This window comes from Haloarcula pelagica (genome assembly GCF_030127105.1).
Lineage (GTDB): Archaea > Halobacteriota > Halobacteria > Halobacteriales > Haloarculaceae > Haloarcula > Haloarcula pelagica.
In genome coordinates this window covers 1,631,726-1,647,347 of sequence record NZ_CP126161.1, presented here as the reverse complement: position 1 = coordinate 1,647,347, position 15,622 = coordinate 1,631,726, and the positions used below count along the sequence as shown (strand labels likewise).

General features: G+C 65.9%; 18 protein-coding genes. 9 read left to right on the top strand and 9 right to left on the bottom strand.

Annotated features, from left to right (window positions below; translation table 11 throughout):
- Nucleotides 1-8 precede the first annotated feature (8 nt).
- The 4 genes from P1L40_RS08630 to larB form a co-directional block, all read right to left on the bottom strand.
- Nucleotides 9-1,409, bottom strand: a complete 1,401-nt coding sequence (locus P1L40_RS08630) for a phosphohexomutase domain-containing protein (RefSeq protein WP_284010918.1) — start codon at nt 1,407-1,409, stop codon at nt 9-11.
- Between the two features lie 95 nt (nt 1,410-1,504).
- Nucleotides 1,505-1,762 (bottom strand): GIY-YIG nuclease family protein, encoded by a 258-nt coding sequence (locus P1L40_RS08625; RefSeq protein ID WP_284010917.1) that lies wholly within the window; start codon nt 1,760-1,762, stop codon nt 1,505-1,507.
- A 27-nt stretch (nt 1,763-1,789) separates the two neighbouring features.
- The gene (locus P1L40_RS23530) at nt 1,790-1,939 is read right to left on the bottom strand and encodes a DUF7563 family protein (RefSeq protein ID WP_324760068.1); all 150 of its coding nucleotides are present in this window, start codon (nt 1,937-1,939) and stop codon (nt 1,790-1,792) included.
- 101 nt (nt 1,940-2,040) lie between these two features.
- Nucleotides 2,041-2,796 (bottom strand): nickel pincer cofactor biosynthesis protein LarB, encoded by a 756-nt coding sequence (gene larB / locus P1L40_RS08620; RefSeq protein ID WP_284010916.1) that lies wholly within the window; start codon nt 2,794-2,796, stop codon nt 2,041-2,043.
- Nucleotides 2,797-3,051: 255 nt separating this feature from the next.
- Between larB and P1L40_RS08615 the strand changes: the two genes are divergently transcribed.
- On the top strand, nt 3,052-3,219 hold the full coding sequence (locus tag P1L40_RS08615; RefSeq protein WP_276179058.1) for a DUF1931 family protein: 168 nt from the start codon (nt 3,052-3,054) through the stop codon (nt 3,217-3,219).
- 131 nt (nt 3,220-3,350) lie between these two features.
- On the opposite strand, the gene rpiA is transcribed toward P1L40_RS08615, so the two are convergent.
- The 4 genes from rpiA to P1L40_RS08600 all read right to left on the bottom strand — a co-directional run bounded on the left by rpiA (nt 3,351) and on the right by P1L40_RS08600 (nt 5,450).
- The gene (gene rpiA / locus P1L40_RS08610; protein ID WP_284010915.1) at nt 3,351-4,031 is read right to left on the bottom strand and encodes a ribose-5-phosphate isomerase RpiA; all 681 of its coding nucleotides are present in this window, start codon (nt 4,029-4,031) and stop codon (nt 3,351-3,353) included.
- A 123-nt stretch (nt 4,032-4,154) separates the two neighbouring features.
- Nucleotides 4,155-4,313 (bottom strand): DUF7563 family protein, encoded by a 159-nt coding sequence (locus tag P1L40_RS23525; RefSeq protein ID WP_419181080.1) that lies wholly within the window; start codon nt 4,311-4,313, stop codon nt 4,155-4,157.
- Nucleotides 4,314-4,379: 66 nt separating this feature from the next.
- Nucleotides 4,380-4,958: a DUF7090 family protein gene (locus P1L40_RS08605; RefSeq protein WP_284010914.1), complete on the bottom strand. Its 579-nt coding sequence runs from the start codon at nt 4,956-4,958 to the stop codon at nt 4,380-4,382.
- A gap of 51 nt (nt 4,959-5,009) precedes the next feature.
- Nucleotides 5,010-5,450, bottom strand: coding sequence for a DUF2391 domain-containing protein (locus tag P1L40_RS08600; RefSeq protein WP_284010913.1), 441 nt, complete (start codon nt 5,448-5,450; stop codon nt 5,010-5,012).
- A gap of 132 nt (nt 5,451-5,582) precedes the next feature.
- Here P1L40_RS08600 and P1L40_RS08595 point away from each other — a divergent pair, with 132 nt between their 5' ends.
- Together P1L40_RS08595 and P1L40_RS08590 are read left to right on the top strand one after the other, a co-directional pair.
- The gene (locus P1L40_RS08595) at nt 5,583-6,260 is read left to right on the top strand and encodes a class I SAM-dependent methyltransferase (RefSeq protein ID WP_284010912.1); all 678 of its coding nucleotides are present in this window, start codon (nt 5,583-5,585) and stop codon (nt 6,258-6,260) included.
- Between the two features lie 40 nt (nt 6,261-6,300).
- On the top strand, nt 6,301-7,305 hold the full coding sequence (locus tag P1L40_RS08590; RefSeq protein ID WP_284010911.1) for an AI-2E family transporter: 1,005 nt from the start codon (nt 6,301-6,303) through the stop codon (nt 7,303-7,305).
- Here P1L40_RS08590 and P1L40_RS08585 read toward each other — a convergent pair.
- Nucleotides 7,302-8,090, bottom strand: a complete 789-nt coding sequence (locus P1L40_RS08585; RefSeq protein WP_284010910.1) for a sulfurtransferase — start codon at nt 8,088-8,090, stop codon at nt 7,302-7,304. The two genes, P1L40_RS08590 and P1L40_RS08585, sit on opposite strands and share 4 nt — an antisense overlap.
- Before the next feature lie 283 nt (nt 8,091-8,373).
- On the opposite strand from P1L40_RS08585, the gene P1L40_RS08580 reads away from it, so the two are divergent.
- The 6 genes from P1L40_RS08580 (at nt 8,374) to P1L40_RS08555 (ending at nt 15,085) form a co-directional block, all read left to right on the top strand.
- Nucleotides 8,374-9,234: a sulfurtransferase gene (locus tag P1L40_RS08580; protein WP_284010909.1), complete on the top strand. Its 861-nt coding sequence runs from the start codon at nt 8,374-8,376 to the stop codon at nt 9,232-9,234.
- A 135-nt stretch (nt 9,235-9,369) separates the two neighbouring features.
- On the top strand, nt 9,370-9,654 hold the full coding sequence (locus tag P1L40_RS08575) for a WNWW family protein (RefSeq protein WP_284010908.1): 285 nt from the start codon (nt 9,370-9,372) through the stop codon (nt 9,652-9,654).
- Between the two features lie 434 nt (nt 9,655-10,088).
- Nucleotides 10,089-10,748 (top strand): SOUL family heme-binding protein, encoded by a 660-nt coding sequence (locus tag P1L40_RS08570; protein WP_284010907.1) that lies wholly within the window; start codon nt 10,089-10,091, stop codon nt 10,746-10,748.
- Nucleotides 10,749-10,844: 96 nt separating this feature from the next.
- Nucleotides 10,845-12,794 (top strand): PAS domain S-box protein, encoded by a 1,950-nt coding sequence (locus P1L40_RS08565; RefSeq protein ID WP_284010906.1) that lies wholly within the window; start codon nt 10,845-10,847, stop codon nt 12,792-12,794.
- Nucleotides 12,795-12,837: 43 nt separating this feature from the next.
- Complete coding sequence (locus P1L40_RS08560) at nt 12,838-14,070, top strand: MBL fold metallo-hydrolase (protein WP_284010904.1); 1,233 nt, start codon at nt 12,838-12,840, stop codon at nt 14,068-14,070.
- Nucleotides 14,071-14,629: 559 nt separating this feature from the next.
- Nucleotides 14,630-15,085, top strand: coding sequence for a cupredoxin domain-containing protein (locus tag P1L40_RS08555; protein ID WP_284010903.1), 456 nt, complete (start codon nt 14,630-14,632; stop codon nt 15,083-15,085).
- Nucleotides 15,086-15,622 lie beyond the last annotated feature (537 nt).

The following is a 15,622-nucleotide window of genomic DNA, read 5'->3' as shown; positions in this document are numbered from 1 at the left end:
GAACGCGGTCAGACCAGCGGCGTGACGATCTCGCGGCCGGCCGAGAGCAGTTCCCCCACCCGGTCCTTGCTGCCGGCCTCGGCGTAGACGCGCAGTTTCGGCTCGGTGCCGGAGGGCCGGACGAGCAGCCAGGTCCCGTCTTCCAGGCGGATCTTGAACCCGTCGACGGTGTTGATCCCGTCGACTGCGACGCCGGCGACTGACTCGGGCAGGGACTCCTCCAGTTCCGAGAGCACCGGCTCCTTTCGCTCGTCCGGACAATCGACGCTGATGCGGTCCTGGTGGATCTCGCCGTGGGCTTCGAGTAGTCGGTCGACGCGCTCGTCGAGCGGTTCCGCCTTGTCGGCCGCGACAGCGAGCAGCGACATCAGGACGCCGTCCTTGTTCCGGACGTGGTCGGTCAGGCCGAACCCCCCCGACTCCTCGCCGCCGAAGAGGGCGTCGTGTTCGGCCATCGCCTCGGCGACCCACTTGAACCCGACTGCCGTCTCGTAGACGGACTCGTCGTGGGCCTCGGCGACCCGGTCGATGATGCTCGAGGAGGAGACGGTTCGGACGACGGGGCCATCACGCGATTCGAGGAGGTAGTCGTACAGCGCCGCGAAAAAGAGGTTCGGCCCCAGGAACCCCCGCTCGGGCGTGACGATCCCGATTCGGTCGGCGTCGCCGTCGTTGACGATCCCGATACTGCCCTCGCCGTCGGCGACCCGGTCGATGAGTTCGCCGACCTTCTCGGCGGTCGGTTCCGGCGAACTCCCGCCGAACTCGGGGTCGAGGTCGTCCCGGAGCGCGGTCACGTCCGCGCCGGCCCGGGCGAGCAGGTCGTCGGTGACGCCGCGCCCGCTCCCGTGCATCGCGTCGTAGACGACCGAGTGTCCCGAGAGGTCGACGCCGGCGTAGTCGAGCGCGTGCTCTCGGTAGTCCTCGACGAGCGACTCCTCGGTGATACTGCCCCACTCGTCCTCGGGCAGCGGGTCCGGTTCGGCCAGCGCGGCCTCGATCTGTTCGGTGAGGTCCGGCAGGGCGGGCGCGCCCTCGTCCGAGAGGAACTTCACGCCGTTGTACTCCGGCGGGTTGTGACTGGCCGTGATCTGGAGCGCGCCGGCCAGTCCCCGGTCGCGGACCGTCCAGGCGACGACGGGTGTCGGCGTGTCCCGGTCGGGGAGGAGCACGTCGAACCCGTTGGCACAGATGACCCGGGCGAGTTCCTCGGCGAACCCTCGCGAGGTCTCCCGGGCGTCGTAGCCGACGGCGACGGGTCGGCTCTCGTCCCGGGCGTCGAGCGTCGTCGCGACCGCCTGTCCGACCATCCGGACGCGGGGCGTCGTGAACGTGTCAAGCGTCGCCCGCCAGCCGTCGGTCCCGAACTCGATGGCCGCAGCCTTCTCGGCAGCACCGTCTGATCCCATACTCCGGAGTGCGCCCCGGGTGGGCAAAAAGCTCCCGTCGGTTCCCGGCGTCGCCGCTATGAGGCCGGCGCGACACACGGCGTCGATTCGGCCGGTTACCCGACCAGATCCGCCTTCTGCTGTCGGGAGAGTTGCTTGATCTCGTACTCCCTGCTCATCGCCGCCGACTTGCTCTCGAAGCCCTCGACGTGGACCAACTCCACAGGGGTCCGGCCGCGGGTGTATTTCGCCCCCTCCCCGGCGTCGTGTTCGGCCACGCGGCGCTCGACATCGGTCGTGTAGCCGGTGTAAAACGTCCCGTCGTCACAGCGAAGCACGTAGGCGTAATGTTGCGCACGCTGCGAGGTGGTCATCGGTCGATACAGGGGAACGGCTGGGCCTTACACTTGTCGGGCACGCTCTCTCGACACTTCGGCGATGCCGGCGTTCGCCGAACAGTTGGGGCAGGCTCTGATGTGTCCGTGCTCGTCAGCGAACACACGGGCGAACTGTTCCGAGACGTGCGCGCCACAGTGGTCACATTCAGTCATCGTATTCGTCGGCAGTTCGACCACCGACAGTACTCTCTTTGAGCCCACCCCCTGAATCACGTGTGCCCAACTAGTTTGGTGGACGTTGCCACCCCGCCGGATCACCGGAGAGCGCCGATCTGGCGTCCGATCAGCCCCGCCTGGACGCCGGCGGTGAACCCCGCATCGACGTTGACGACGGAGAGCGCCGTACAGGACTGGAGCATCCCGGAGAGGGCGGCTTCGCCCTCACCGCCGTGTCCGTAGCCGGTCGAGACCGGGAGGCCGATCACCGGCACGTCGACCAGCCCCGCGACGACCGTCGGGAGCGCCCCCTCCCGGCCTGCGGCGACGACGAGCACGTCCTGATCGCGCAGGCGGTCGACGGCGTCGATTGTCCGTGCCATGCTAGCGACACCCACGTCGTCGATCCGGGTGACCGTCGCGCCCATCTCCCGCGCTATCATCGCGGCTTCGCCGGCCGGCACGGCGTCGGAAGTCCCGGCCGTGACGACGCCGACGTGGGCGTCGAGCGTGGGTCGATCGAAGTCGGCCGTCGTCGCGACCAGCCAGCGGGCGCGCTCGTCCCAGCGAACCGTCACTGCCGTCTCGGCCAGGCGCTCCCTGACCGCCGTGGCTGCCGCCTGCTCGATCCGTGTCACGATGGCTCGGCCGGTCGTCTCGGCGGCCGTCTCGGCCAGGGCCGCGATCTCCGTCGGTGTCTTCCCGTCGCCCAGGATCGCCTCCGGGACCCCCGAACGGGACTCCCGTGCCGCGTCGAACCGTCCGGCGCCGTTCGTGGCGTAGCCCGCCAACTGTGCCTCGGCCTCGGCCGGGCTCACGTCGCCGGCCGCGACCGCTTCGAGTAGCTCGCGCATACGATCGTTCAGGTGCGCGGGCCACTCCTAGTCGTCGGTTCGCCCCGTGGTCGTCCGAGCGGGCCACAGCGCACCGCTGTCGCGCGAGCGCGGCGATCGGGCCGACAACGGGCAATTTTCTCTCGTACTGTCCCGTTTCGGCCGGCATTTATTAGTACCCCGATAGCCGAAATCGCCTCAAACCCCCGCGAGTAGCGGACAGAGCGGGATCATTGGGGAAAGTATTTAAGCGCCCCCTTCGGATGGTTTGACTGTATGGCAGACCTGATTGTCAAAGCCGCCGTGAAGGAATCGCTCGACGACATGAACGTTGCCTCTGACTTCTACGACGCACTCGACGAGGAGGTCGAGGAGCTCCTCGCCGACGCTGCTCGCCGCGCAGAGGCCAACGACCGTAAGACAGTTCAGCCGCGCGACCTGTAAGGTCACACTACTTTCTTTCTTTCGACGCGATCGGTCAGCGACAGCGCCAGCTCTCTTACAACTCGCGGACAGTGACGCCGCCGCCGACGACGGTCACGGCTCGCGGATAGAGACGCCGCCGCAAACGATGGTTACGGCTCGCGGACAGAGACGCCGTCCTCGCGTCCGACGTGGATCTCGTCGGCCAGCCCGACGAACAGGCCGTGCTCGACCACGCCGGGGGTGTCGGCCAGGTGGCGAGCGACCGTCGCCGGCTCGTCGATCGCGCCCAGGTCACAGTCGAGCACGAGGTTGCCGTTGTCGGTCACCACGGGGCCGTCCTTGCGTTCGGCGGCACGAAGCCGGGGCTCGCCCCCGAGTTCCTCGACGGCCGCGGCGACGGTGGTTCGGGCGGCCGGCAGGACCTCGACGGGCACCGGGACCGACAGCGTCTCAGCCTCTTTCGTCGGGTCGGCGACCACCAGGAACCGGTCGGCAGCGGCGTCGACGACCTTCTCTCTGGCGTGGGCCGCCCCGCCGCCCTTGATGAGGTCCCCGCCGGCCACCTCGTCGGCGCCGTCGATCGCCAGGTCGACGGATACCTCGTCGAGGTCGGCCAGCGGAATCTCACACTCCCGTGCCAACGCCCGTGACTGGAAGGAGGTCGCAACGCCGGTCACGTCCAGCCCGGCGTCGACCTGCCGACCGATCGCCCGGATCGCGTGGGCCGCCGTACTGCCCGTCCCGAGCCCGACGACCAGCCCGTCTTCGACGGCCTCGGCTGCCGACTCTCCGGCCGCGCGTTTCGCCGCGTCGGAACCGCCCTGTTTCATGCCTGCGGAGTCGTGGCTGGCGGACAAAACGTTTGTTCTCCGGCGAGCGGGTAGCGCCTGTCCGCACGGCGAGAGACAGCGTGGCCGGACGGCCACAGAAGAGACGGTAGTGACCCCAGTTCGTTATCCGCGTCGCGTCGACCGCGCCTCGCGAACGTCGGCGCCGTCCCGGATCTTGTCTTCACACTGCGGGCACACTCGCGGCTTCTCGACCCCATTCGGTGTAAACACCCGCGCGTAGGCGGCTGTAACAAAATTACCGCAGTTCTGGCATTCCGGCATACAGCCGGACGAACGGTCTATTCCCTCTTAATTGTTGGTGCTTTGGTACGAACTCACACACCCGGATCAGAACTCGTTCGTGACGGTACCGTCCTCCGCGAGTTCGACGACGCCGTCGAAGCGGTCGCGGAAGGCGGCGACCGTCTCGGCGTCGTGGACCTCCTGTGCGAGGTGGAACATCCCGACGGCGTCGTACTCCTCGAGGAGTTCCAGGATGTCGTCGACGGCCGCCAGCGCCTGCTGTTCGTCGGCGTAGTAGATCAGTTCGGTGACGGAGTCGAAGCTCACCCGGAGCTTCCCGTCGTGGTCCTGGAGGAACTGCTCGGTCTGTTCGACGATCCCCGCCAGGTCGTCGGGCGCGGAGACGTACCGGACGTTGTCGGACTGCCGGCGGGTGTAGCCGCGTTCGACCGACAGGGTGTCGAGGATGGTCGCGGCGTCCTCGTCGACCTCGTAGTACTCCAGTTTCTGTTTGACCTCCCGTGCGGTCGTCCGGGTCGAGATGACCAGCATCGCGTCGGTGTCGGTCGACAGGAACTCGGTGTCGAGCCGGTCGGTCTCGCCGGTGCTCGGGTGCAAGAGGAGAACCCCGGTGCCACCAGGGACGGTGTCCGGCGCGTTGTCGATCGCCAACGTGTACTCCATATGCCGGGGAAAGCGGCCGGATGCGCATTAAGTCTGCGGGTCTCTGGCCGATCAGAACACGCTGTCGGCGGTCGCGGCCCCGACGACGCTGAAGATGGCGCCGACCGCCGTTGCCTTCAGCGTCGTCACCGCGAGGCGCATCGGCGTCGGGTTGGGGAGGATATCGTTTTTCACCAGGAACGTCTCGGGCGCCGTGAACACGAGCGCCAGGGTCGCGACGGACCCGAACGACACGATCATCAACGAGACGAACCGGACGGGGATGCCGGCCACCTCCGCTTCCCGTTCGATGTCGCGGCCGGCGTCGGCCTTGTAGAGGGCGCCGTAGCCGATCGCGAAGACGATCGCCGTGACCACCGCCGCGTGGTAGAGCGTCATGTTCGCGGCCAGCACCCACACCTCCTCGGTGACGACGAAGGGACCGGCCAGCAGGAACCCACCGACGACCTGCTGGGCGGTGTCGGCGATCCGGTAGCGTCGGCGGCGTGCCATACCCTCCCGTTGGAACGTCCCTTGGGATAACGCTACTGGGTCAGCCCTCGATCGGGGACGCCGGCCGATCCCTAACGGACAGCGGCTTCCCGAAGCACAACCGGTTTTTGAGTCGGGCGCGGTAGTGTGGCCATGAGCGTCAGCGACGAGTTCGACGAGTGGGCCGCCGCGGGCAAGGACCGCGGGATGGAAGAGCGCCACTGGCACACGGCAAAGCACGTCCTGGCACGGATGCCGGTCGAGGCCGGCGAGACGGTACTGGACCTGGGCTGTGGCAGCGGCTACGCCGGCCGCGCGCTCAGAGAGACCAAAGGCGCCGGCCGCGCCTACGGCATCGACGCCTCCCCGGAGATGGCCCACAACGCCGCCAGCTACACCGACGACCCCCAGGTCGGCTATCTGGTCGGGGACTTCGAACACCTGCCCTTCGAGACCGACAGCATCGACCACTGTTTCTCGATGGAGGCGTTCTACTACGCGAGCGACCCCCACGCCGCGCTGGCGGAACTCGCCCGCGTCGTCCGCCCCGGCGGCACCGTCCACATCGCAGTCAACTACTACGAGGAGAACGTCCACTCCCACGAGTGGCAGTCGTTCATCGACGTGCCGATGACCCGCTGGGACAAAAGCGAGTACCGCGAGGCGTTCCGCGACGCGGGCTTCTCGGTCGCCGTCCAGGACAACATCCCCGACCGCGAGATCGAGATTCCGCCCGAGAGCGCGTTCCCGACCGAGGACTGGGAGCGCCGCGAGGCGATGGTCGAACGCTACCGGGAGTACGGCACGCTGGTCACCGTCGGCGTGCGCTGAGTCCGGGAACGCTTTTGGCCCCGCCCGGCGAAGAGCCGGCGTGTCATCCCGGCAGCGGACCTACGTACTCGCCGGCTTGCTCGCCGCGACGGTGCTGCTGGCGACGTGGCTGCTGTCGAGCGTGCTGGCGACGGTCTTTTTCGCCATCACGGTCGCGTACGTCCTCTATCCGCTCTCGACGTGGCTCGTCGACCGCGGACTCTCGAAACGGGTGGCGGCGGCGGTCTCGACGACCGTGGCGTTCCTGGCCGGGACGGTCATCACGATACCGCTCGTCGCCGTGCTGTACGTCCGCCGTCGGGACCTGTTCGAGTTCCTCCAGCAGCTCCCGCCGACGATCACCCTCCGGATCGGCGAGTTCATCTACCCCCTGAACATCGCCGACCTCCTCGTCGGGCTGCGGGGGACGGTCCGGGCGCTGGCGGTGGCGCTCGCGACCCTGATGCCGATTCTGGCGCTGAAGGCCGTGCTGTTTACGATCCTGCTGTACGCGCTCCTCTGGCGGCCCGCAGCACCGAAACACGAACTCTACGAACTCGTTCCACGCCGGTATCACGACATCATCGATCGGCTGCACAGGCGGCTCCAGTCGACCCTGTACGCGATCTACGTCCTCCAGGCCGCGACCGCCTTCGGCACGTTCCTGGTCGCGTGGGTCGTGTTCGCGGTGCTTGGCTACGAGAGCGCGTTCGCACTGGCGGTCGTCGCCGGGATCTTCCAGTTCGTCCCCGTCATCGGCCCGAGCGTGGTCGTCCTCGCGATGGCCACCGCACAGGTCGTCGCCGGTGACGTGGTCGGCGCCGTCCTCGTCACCGTCTTCGGGCTCGTCCTCGTCGGGTTCCTGCCGGACGCGGTCATCCGGCCGCGGCTGGCCCGCTACACGACGGGCATGCCGGCCAGCCTCTACTTCGTCGGGTTCACCGGCGGCGTGCTGTCACTGGGGATCGTCGGGTTCATCGCCGGGCCGGTCATCGTCGCCCTGCTCGTCGAGGTGCTCAACCTGGTCACCGACGACGGGGCGTCGACCTGGAACCGGCACGCCTAGGTGTCGTCGCTGCCGGTCGCCAGCGGACGGTCCTGTGCCTCCCACTCGGTGAGGCTCCCCTCGTAGAAGCCGATGTCGGCAAAGCCCAGTTCGCGGAGCACGACGTAGGTGTGACTGATCCGCCGGGCCGTGTTACAGTAGAGGACGACGCGTTTCTCCGGGACGATGCCGGCAGCCGCGAGCACGTCCAGCGCCTCGTCACGGGGGAGCAACCCGCGCGTCTCGTCGTCGACGAGGTCCCGCCAGTCCAGCAGGACCGCGCCCGGGATGTGGCCCTCGGTGTATTCGCTCTCCTCGCGGGTGTCGACGACGACGGCGTCGGGGTCCTCGGCCGCCGCCGACACGGCGTCGGGGCCGACCAGCGGTGTCTCGCTCGGCGGGTCGACGACGTAGTCGGTCGGGTCGACGGCTGGCGCCTCGCTCGTGGTCTCGAAGGCCCGTTGCCAGGCCGAGAAGTCCCCGTCGAGCAGGTGCAGTCGCTCGGGGTCGTGGCCCAGCAGCTCCGCCGTCACCAGAAACCGGGCAGCGAAGACGCCGTGGTGGTCGTCGTAGGCGACGATGTCGTCGTCCCCGCCGATCCCGGCTTCGGAGAGCAACGCCGCCCAGTCGGCTTCCGGGGGGAGCATCCCGTCCTCGCCGTCCTCGCTCCGGAACGTGTCGAAGGGGACGCTCACTGCGCCCGGCAGGTGGCCGAGGCCGTCGTACTCCCAGGCGTCCCGCACGTCGACGATCCTGAGCCTATCGAGGCGGTCGTCCACCCACTCGGCGGAGACGATATCTGTCATTATCAGGCGGTATCGACTCCGACGGCTTGAAAACTCCCATCGAGTCCGGTCGAAGGTGGTGGCATATGTTGCCGGCTCCGGGGGAGTGGCATGGTCTGACACGACAACATCGGCGATTCGCCCGCCTGCGTGGGGTTGGCGGCGTCGATCCGGGGTTGCTGGCCCCCCGCCTGTCAGTTGATCGCCACGATAGGGGCAACATCTGCCGGCGAAAGGGATGACTGGTCGAACCTGCCGACACTCGTGGTAATATATGGGTGGTAGACCAACGTGAGGACGCATTATGACTGATTACGCCAACGACGTGCTCGTCTCGGCCGACTGGGTCAGCGAGCATCTCGACGAGTTCCAGAGCGACGACCCGGCCCACCGGCTGGTCGAGGTCGACGTAGACACGGAACTGTACGACGAGAGCCACATCCCCGGGGCGATCGGCTTCAACTGGGAGACCGACCTTCAGGACCAGACCACGCGGGACATCCTCTCGAAGGAGGACTTCGAGGACCTGCTGGGCAGTCACGGCATCAGCGAGGACTCGACTGTCGTCCTCTACGGTGACAACTCCAACTGGTTCGCCGCCTACACATACTGGCAGTTCAAGTACTACGGCCACGACGACGTGAAGCTGCTCGACGGCGGCCGCGAGTACTGGGTCGAGAACGACTACGAACTTACCGACGAGGTCCCCGAGTTCGACGCCGTCGACTACGAGGCCGCCGGCCCGCGCGAGTCCATCCGCGCCTACCGCGAGGATGTCGAGAACGCGATCGAGCGCGAGCTTCCCCTCGTCGACGTTCGCTCGCCCGAGGAGTTCTCCGGCGAGATCCTCGCGCCCCCTGGACTTCAGGAGACCGCCCAGCGCGGCGGCCACGTCCCCGGCGCGAAGAACATCTCGTGGGCGGCCGTGACCAACGACGACGGCACGTTCAAGAGCCGCGACGAGCTCGCGGAACTGTACGCCGAGGAAGGCATCGACGGCGACTCGACGGTCGTCGCTTACTGCCGCATCGGCGAGCGCTCCTCGGTCGCCTGGTTCGCGCTCCACGAACTGCTTGGCTACGACGACGCGATCAACTACGACGGCTCCTGGACCGAGTGGGGCAACCTGGTCGGTGCGCCTATCGAGAAGGGCGCGGGCAACTGAGCGTAGCGAACGCGCCCGCGAAGCGGCAAACGCCCGTCTTCTTCGCTGTTTTCTTTCGACGGTCCGGTCCACGTAGCGACGCCGACGCTGCGAACGCGGCCGTGGATTCAAGACGACTGAGACCAACTGTCACTCGTGGACAGAACAGCACTCGAACGGGAACTCCGGAGCGCCTTCGACGCCGAGGAGACGACCGTCTCCGTCGTCGCGAGACAGGCACGTGATATGGCCGAGGGTGGGCAGTTCGTCGACGACTTCGAGGCGGAGCTGACGCCGGCGACCGTCGTCAGCAACCTCGAAGACGCGCCCGAGGGGTACTCACTGGTCGAGCGGTGGAACTGGTGGCTCGGCGCACTCGACCTCTCTCACGGGGGGTACGCTCGGTTCAGCGTCCGGCCGGATATCGAGCAACAGCCGTAGCTCGGGGGGGTCGTGGGTCGGAGAAAACCGGCGCCAGCGCCAGCCGGCTCAGAATACGCTGAGCCCGTGTGATTCCCGTGCGTGTTCGAGAAGCTCGTCCGTGCTCTCGAACGATTCACCGCAGCTGCACGTGTGATACGTGGTCGTCGGTGTCTGCTGGCGTGTCGCCATGACAGTTATGTGTAGATAGCCAACCATAATAATTGTTTATGGTAATATGGTACCGAGGAACAACCGTCGTGTTGGCGAGACACACAGTCCCGGTCGATAGGCCGACCGAACCCGTCGCTGTCCCCGGATCTGTACCCCGGTAGTACGGGCCGTGTAACTTACTCGGGGCCACTCTTGCGTGCCCACATGGTTCGACCACTGCCTGTCCGAGTCCCGCCAGTCCGACCGGCCGACCAGCGCGGCGCCACGGCGGTGACCGACTGATGGGGCGGTTCCGCGCCCTCGTCGCCACCGGCGTGGCCGCGCTCGCTCTCTGGATCGGGTGGGGGCTGTACGTTGCCCGGTCGGCCGAATCGGTGCCCTACGAGGTTCAGGCGACACTCGACGGGGTCGAGATCCGTCGGTACCCCGAGACGGTCCTCGTCGAGACGACCGCACCCGACGCGGGAGCGGCGTTCCAGCGGCTGTTCCGGTACATCAGCGGCGCGAACGCCCGCGAGGAGGCGGTCGCGATGACGGCGCCGGTCGTGACAGGGGCGTCCGCTCCGGCGCCCGGGCCGACCGACGGCGAGTCGATCCCGATGACGACGCCGGTTCGGACCGACCGCGACGAGACGGGTGTGACGATGGCGTTTTTCCTCCCGTCCGACTACACCCCGGCGACAGCGCCCGTGCCGACAGACGACGCCGTCCGGCTGGTCGTCGAGCCCGCTCGGACCGTCGCCGTCACGTCGTTCTCGTGGTACGCCACCGAGGATCGGGTCGAACGCGCCCGGTCGACACTCGACCGGGTGCTGTCGGACGCCGGGGTGACGGCCCGCGGGGAGCCGTCGCTGTTACAGTACGACGACCCGTGGACGCCCCCCTTCATGCGGACGAACGAAGTGGCCGTCCGCGTCGACGCGGAGACGGTCCCCGCCTGAGCCACCCGTCAGAGCGTGGCCCGTCTTGCGGTATCGTTCTCACAAGAGTCATACGGATGGAACCCTTGAATCTGATCAGCCATAGGCCTCTCCAGCATGACTACCGCCAATTCGTCTCCGCCCGCCCGGGAGCAGGTCTACGAAGCTTTCGCCGACCGGAGCCGGTCGTTCAGCGACGCGGTCACGACGGCGCTGTCGGCCGGTTGTGACCGGCTCGGTCTCTCGGTCGGCTTTCTGACGGAGATCACCGACGGGACACAGTACGTTGAGGAGGCGGTCGGCGGTCACCCCGAGATCCGCCAGGGTGCCGAGTGCCCGCTGAGCGAGGCGTACTGTCGCCGGACGGTCGAACTCGACGGACAGTTGAGCGTTCAGGACGCCGCGGCGTCGCCCGAGATCGCCGACGCGGCGTACGACCGCTTCGGGCTGGGATCGTACCTCGGAAGCCGGGTCGTCGTCAACGGCGACGTGTACGGGACCGTCTGTTTCGCCGACGAAGCCCAGCGAAACGAGCCTTTCACCGAGGCCGAGGAGCTGTTCGCCGAACTGGTCGCGCGACTCGTCGGCCGGGCGATCGAGCGCCGAGCCTACGAGCGCGAGCGGGCCGAACAGACTGCGCGGTTGGCCGCGGAGAAACGCCGGTTCGAGGGGATCGCGGAGAACAGCTTCGACGTGCTGTTTCGGATCGACACCGAGGGCCGATTCACGTACGTCTCTGACGCCGCCAGACGGATACTCGGCTACGATCCCGATACCCTGGTGGGCGACGCGTTCGCCGACTACCTGATCCAGACTACTGCCGCCGACGCCCTGGACACTTTCGACGGCTTGCTGTCCGGCGATCCGGTCCAGGGACTGGAACTATCCTTCGAACACCGCGACGGGAGCGAGGTCGTCGTCGAGGTCAACGCCACGCCGATCACGGACGACGGCACCGTCACGGCGGTCCAGGGTGTCGGCCGGGACATCACCGAGCGCCGTGAGCGCGAACAGGAACTCCGGGTTCGGACCCGCGCGATGGACGAGGCCGAGGTGCCGATCACCATCGCCGACGCCAGCGAACCGGACAACCCGATCATCTACGCCAACGACGCCTTCGAAGCGGTGACCGGCTACAGTCAGGCCGAGATAACCAGTCAGAACTGTCGGATCCTCCAGGGTCCCGACACCGACCCGGAGGAGACGGCACAGCTTCGAGAGGGGATCGAAGAGGACCGTCCCGTCACCACCGAGCTTCTCAACTACCGTCGGGACGGCTCGCCGTTCTGGAACCGAGTGACGATCACGCCGGTCCAGAACGACGACGGGGAGATCACTCACTACCTCGGGTTTCAGCAGGATGTCACCGACGGCAAGCGCAGCGAACGGCTCATCGGGCTGTTGAACCGTGTCCTCCGGCACAACCTCCGGAACGAACTGACGGTCATCCAGGGGTACACCGAGTTCATCGACGACCCGCCGCCCGACACCGACATCGCGGCCAGCATCCGCCGCCCGCTCGATCGGCTCCTTGACCTGAGCGAGACGGCCCGCGAACTGGAGACCTACGCGCGACAGGAGCGGTACCCGGTACGGCTCGACCCCGCGGCGTTTCTTCCGACGGTCGCGGCGTCGCTCCGGAGCGCCCACCCATCGGCGACGGTCTCGGTGACGGTCGAGACCGACCGCGACATCTGTGCGGGCGAGGAACTCCAACGCGCCGTCGAGGAACTCCTCACCAACGCCCTCGAACACGACCCGAATCCGGAGACGACAGTCGAGATCACCGCCCGGGACCAGGGCGAATGGGTCGAGATCGAGGTCCGCGACGACGGGCCTGGTATCCCGTCGATGGAGGCTCGCGTCGTCGAGACCGGCGAGGAGACCAAACTCCAGCACGGGAAGGGACTTGGCCTGTGGCTGGTCAACTGGACGGCGACCCGCTACGGCGGGTCGTTCCAGATCGCGGGCGGGGACGGCACCGTCGCGACCCTGCGCCTGCCCGCGATCACGGACGACCAGTCCGTCGAGGCGGTCGCCCGGCGGCCGACGGTCCTCTTCCGATGACGAACCGACGGAGGGAAACCCGCGGCGGCGCTACGTCGGCGTGATGGAGGTCCAGTTTCTCGGCGGCGCCGGCGAGATCGGGCGCAGCGCCGTCCTGCTCGACGGGCGCCTGCTGCTCGATTACGGGATGGCAAGCGAGTCACCGCCACAGTATCCCGTCGGCGATGTCGACCCCGACGCCGTCGTTATCTCACACGGCCATCTGGACCACGCCGGTGCCGTCCCCGCGCTGATGTCCAGTGGCGACCTCCCGCCGGTCCACTGGACGCCCCCGACGCGGGATCTGGCGACGACGCTGGCCGAGGACACCCTCAAGTTACACGGCTCGACGCCGCGCTGTCCGTTCACCGACACCGACGTTCGCCGACTGACACAGGCGTCTGTGACCCACGGCTACGGCGAGTCCTTCGAGGCGGCCGGCTACGAGGTCACCTTCTACAACGCCGGCCACATCCCCGGGAGCGCACACGTCCTCGTCTCCGACGGCGAGACGCGACTGCTCTATTCGGGCGACTTCCACACCGGCGAGCAGCGACTCGTCGCCCCCTCGACCGCCCGTCCGGACGCGGATATGGTCATCTGCGAGTCGACCTACTCGGACGTGACTCACGAGGCCCGTGAGACGGTCGAGAAGCGCTTCGCCGAGAGCCTCCAACAGACGGTGTGGGAGGGCGGGACCGTCGTCGTTCCCGCATTTGCTATCGGTCGCACGCAGGAGGCGATGCTCGTCTGTAACGCCCACGACATCGACTGCTATCTTGATGGCATGGGTCAGCGAGTGACCAAGCAACTGAAACGCCATCCCGAGTTTTTGAGAGACGCAGATGCACTGCGAGGGGCCACCTCAAGCACCCGCTTTGTGACCGGTCGACACGGGCAACGCGAGCGGATAGCCAATCAAAACACTGTCATCATCACCACGTCGGGAATGCTCAATGGTGGGCCAGTAGTCTCGTACGTCCCCAAGATTCGAACCAACCCGACGAACAAGATCGCTATGACCGGCTATCAGGTTGAGGGCACGCCCGGACGGGAACTGCTTGAACGTGGCCGGGCAGAATTCGATGGCCGAGTGATGCCCGTCAGTGCCAAAGTCGAGTCCTACGATTTCTCGGCACATGCTGATAGAGATGGTTTGCTGGAATTCTTAGACGAATATCGAGAGACAGAGATTGTGCTCAATCACGGAGACCGGTGTGGGGCCTTCGCCGAAGAACTGCGAGCTGAAGGGTACGACGCACAGGCTCCCGAACTTGGCGATGTCATCACCTGCTGAACAGCAGGCAAAGACCTGACGCGGTCGACAAAAGACGAACCAATCGACGAGCAATTGCTACGTAGACGGCGTGACATCCTCGCCTGCACGACGCAGGGTTCCCCACAGGGGAATTAGAGTAAGATTCTCGCGCTACCTCTATGTGTCACTGACGGGATTTCCGTCTCGACACAAAGTGCCCGGTGGCCCTGTCACAGGGCTCCCACCCTATGGCGAGTCATCGCTGTTCGGTTTCCAAGAACAGCTCTCTCCCCACGAGCATGCGCGGCGGGCAATGTTGACCGCCGCGTTGATATCTGCCTGAAATTCGGCGATACAGATGCCACCGAGGTCTTCTAGGACGATACTCGGCTCTTCGAATTCTGATGCAGACGACACTGCGCGTCTTGCGGTCTGTTGGCTTTGTTGAAATCCTATTCCTCAAACACATTCTCGTCTGAAACAGCTGGCTAGTGGGGGCTGCATACTGATCATACAATAAACCGTACTGCCAAAATTGGGAGAGAGCTGAGCGAGACTGTCAAAAGTCTTATGAAACTATGGCTAAACAGCCTACACGATGCGACGGCGGTGTTTCCTGACAGCAGTCGCAAGTGGGACCGTCCTTGGACTGGCAGGCTGTAGCTCGGGAACCCTCGGGCCGAGCGAGCGCCAACTTGACGCCCGGCGGACGGACCTGCAGGAGCGAAACGACGCAGTGGTCGGGATGGTAACCCCCGACAACGCGTTCGCACCGGCGACGGTGACCATCAGTGTCGGCGAGTGCGTCGGGTGGATCAACGATTCAGAGTGGGGCCATACCGTCACGGCCTACGAAGACGGTATCCCTGACGAGGCTGCATTTTTTACGACTGGAGGGTACAACACGGAGCAGGCGGCGCGGGACGCGTGGCCGGACGGAGATCTTGAATCCGGCGAAACCTACGAACACACCTTCGCTGTAGCCGGTGAGTACGACTACTTCTGTGTCCCACACGAGGACGAGATGGTGGGAACCGTGATCGTCAAGGAGTAACGATTAGCGGTCGAATTTTGCAGCCAGAGCGGTCAGCACTGAGGCTATACCTAACGACCATCCAACTGCAAGACCCGCGCTGTGTATTCAGCAGGACTGCTGAAACCTATCACCGATTGAGGATTACAACAGAGCCGGCAACTTCTATCCACTAAGCCCTTTTCCTTTACTGACCACAACCGGGTCAGAACCTGTCCCTTTCTGAGGGTTTCAACAGAGCCGGTCTGTTCCATGATCTCGGTCAGTGCATTTTTATTTCAGACAGTCGGCCAACTGGTCGGGCGACAGCCCCATTACCATGCTTGTACCCGAATTATATCAATACCTGTGACGTTTAGGAGAGCGTATATTCAAATACTACTGCGGATAGTGATTCTGCATGAAACGCTATACGAAGAGGGTCAATAACGATTGCCTCAGTATACGGAGACAAGCGTCTTCGCTATCTTCTCGGTACCCATATCAAAACTACAATATAAAAACCAATCGCGCGCACATGTTTTCGCGAGTCGCTTCTCGCCACCGTGTCGACTCTAT

Bases quoted from the DNA above. Each gene is read 5' to 3' on its own strand.
- P1L40_RS08595 (WP_284010912.1), top strand. From the start codon at position 5,583: ATGAGCGTCAGCGACGAGTTCGACGAGTGGGCCGCCGCGGGCAAGGAC.
- larB (WP_284010916.1), bottom strand. From the start codon at position 2,796: ATGCGCGAGCTACTCGAAGCGGTCGCGGCCGGCGACGTGAGCCCGGCC.
- P1L40_RS08630 (WP_284010918.1), bottom strand. From the start codon at position 1,409: ATGGGATCAGACGGTGCTGCCGAGAAGGCTGCGGCCATCGAGTTCGGG.
- P1L40_RS08565 (WP_284010906.1), top strand. From the start codon at position 10,845: ATGACTACCGCCAATTCGTCTCCGCCCGCCCGGGAGCAGGTCTACGAA.
- P1L40_RS08600 (WP_284010913.1), bottom strand. From the start codon at position 5,450: ATGGCACGCCGCCGACGCTACCGGATCGCCGACACCGCCCAGCAGGTC.
- rpiA (WP_284010915.1), bottom strand. From the start codon at position 4,031: ATGAAACAGGGCGGTTCCGACGCGGCGAAACGCGCGGCCGGAGAGTCG.
- P1L40_RS08615 (WP_276179058.1), top strand. From the start codon at position 3,052: ATGGCAGACCTGATTGTCAAAGCCGCCGTGAAGGAATCGCTCGACGAC.
- P1L40_RS08605 (WP_284010914.1), bottom strand. From the start codon at position 4,958: ATGGAGTACACGTTGGCGATCGACAACGCGCCGGACACCGTCCCTGGT.
- P1L40_RS23530 (WP_324760068.1), bottom strand. From the start codon at position 1,939: ATGACTGAATGTGACCACTGTGGCGCGCACGTCTCGGAACAGTTCGCC.
- P1L40_RS08585 (WP_284010910.1), bottom strand. From the start codon at position 8,090: ATGACAGATATCGTCTCCGCCGAGTGGGTGGACGACCGCCTCGATAGG.
- P1L40_RS08625 (WP_284010917.1), bottom strand. From the start codon at position 1,762: ATGACCACCTCGCAGCGTGCGCAACATTACGCCTACGTGCTTCGCTGT.
- P1L40_RS08580 (WP_284010909.1), top strand. From the start codon at position 8,374: ATGACTGATTACGCCAACGACGTGCTCGTCTCGGCCGACTGGGTCAGC.
- P1L40_RS08560 (WP_284010904.1), top strand. From the start codon at position 12,838: ATGGAGGTCCAGTTTCTCGGCGGCGCCGGCGAGATCGGGCGCAGCGCC.
- P1L40_RS08570 (WP_284010907.1), top strand. From the start codon at position 10,089: ATGGGGCGGTTCCGCGCCCTCGTCGCCACCGGCGTGGCCGCGCTCGCT.
- P1L40_RS08555 (WP_284010903.1), top strand. From the start codon at position 14,630: ATGCGACGGCGGTGTTTCCTGACAGCAGTCGCAAGTGGGACCGTCCTT.
- P1L40_RS23525 (WP_419181080.1), bottom strand. From the start codon at position 4,313: ATGCCGGAATGCCAGAACTGCGGTAATTTTGTTACAGCCGCCTACGCG.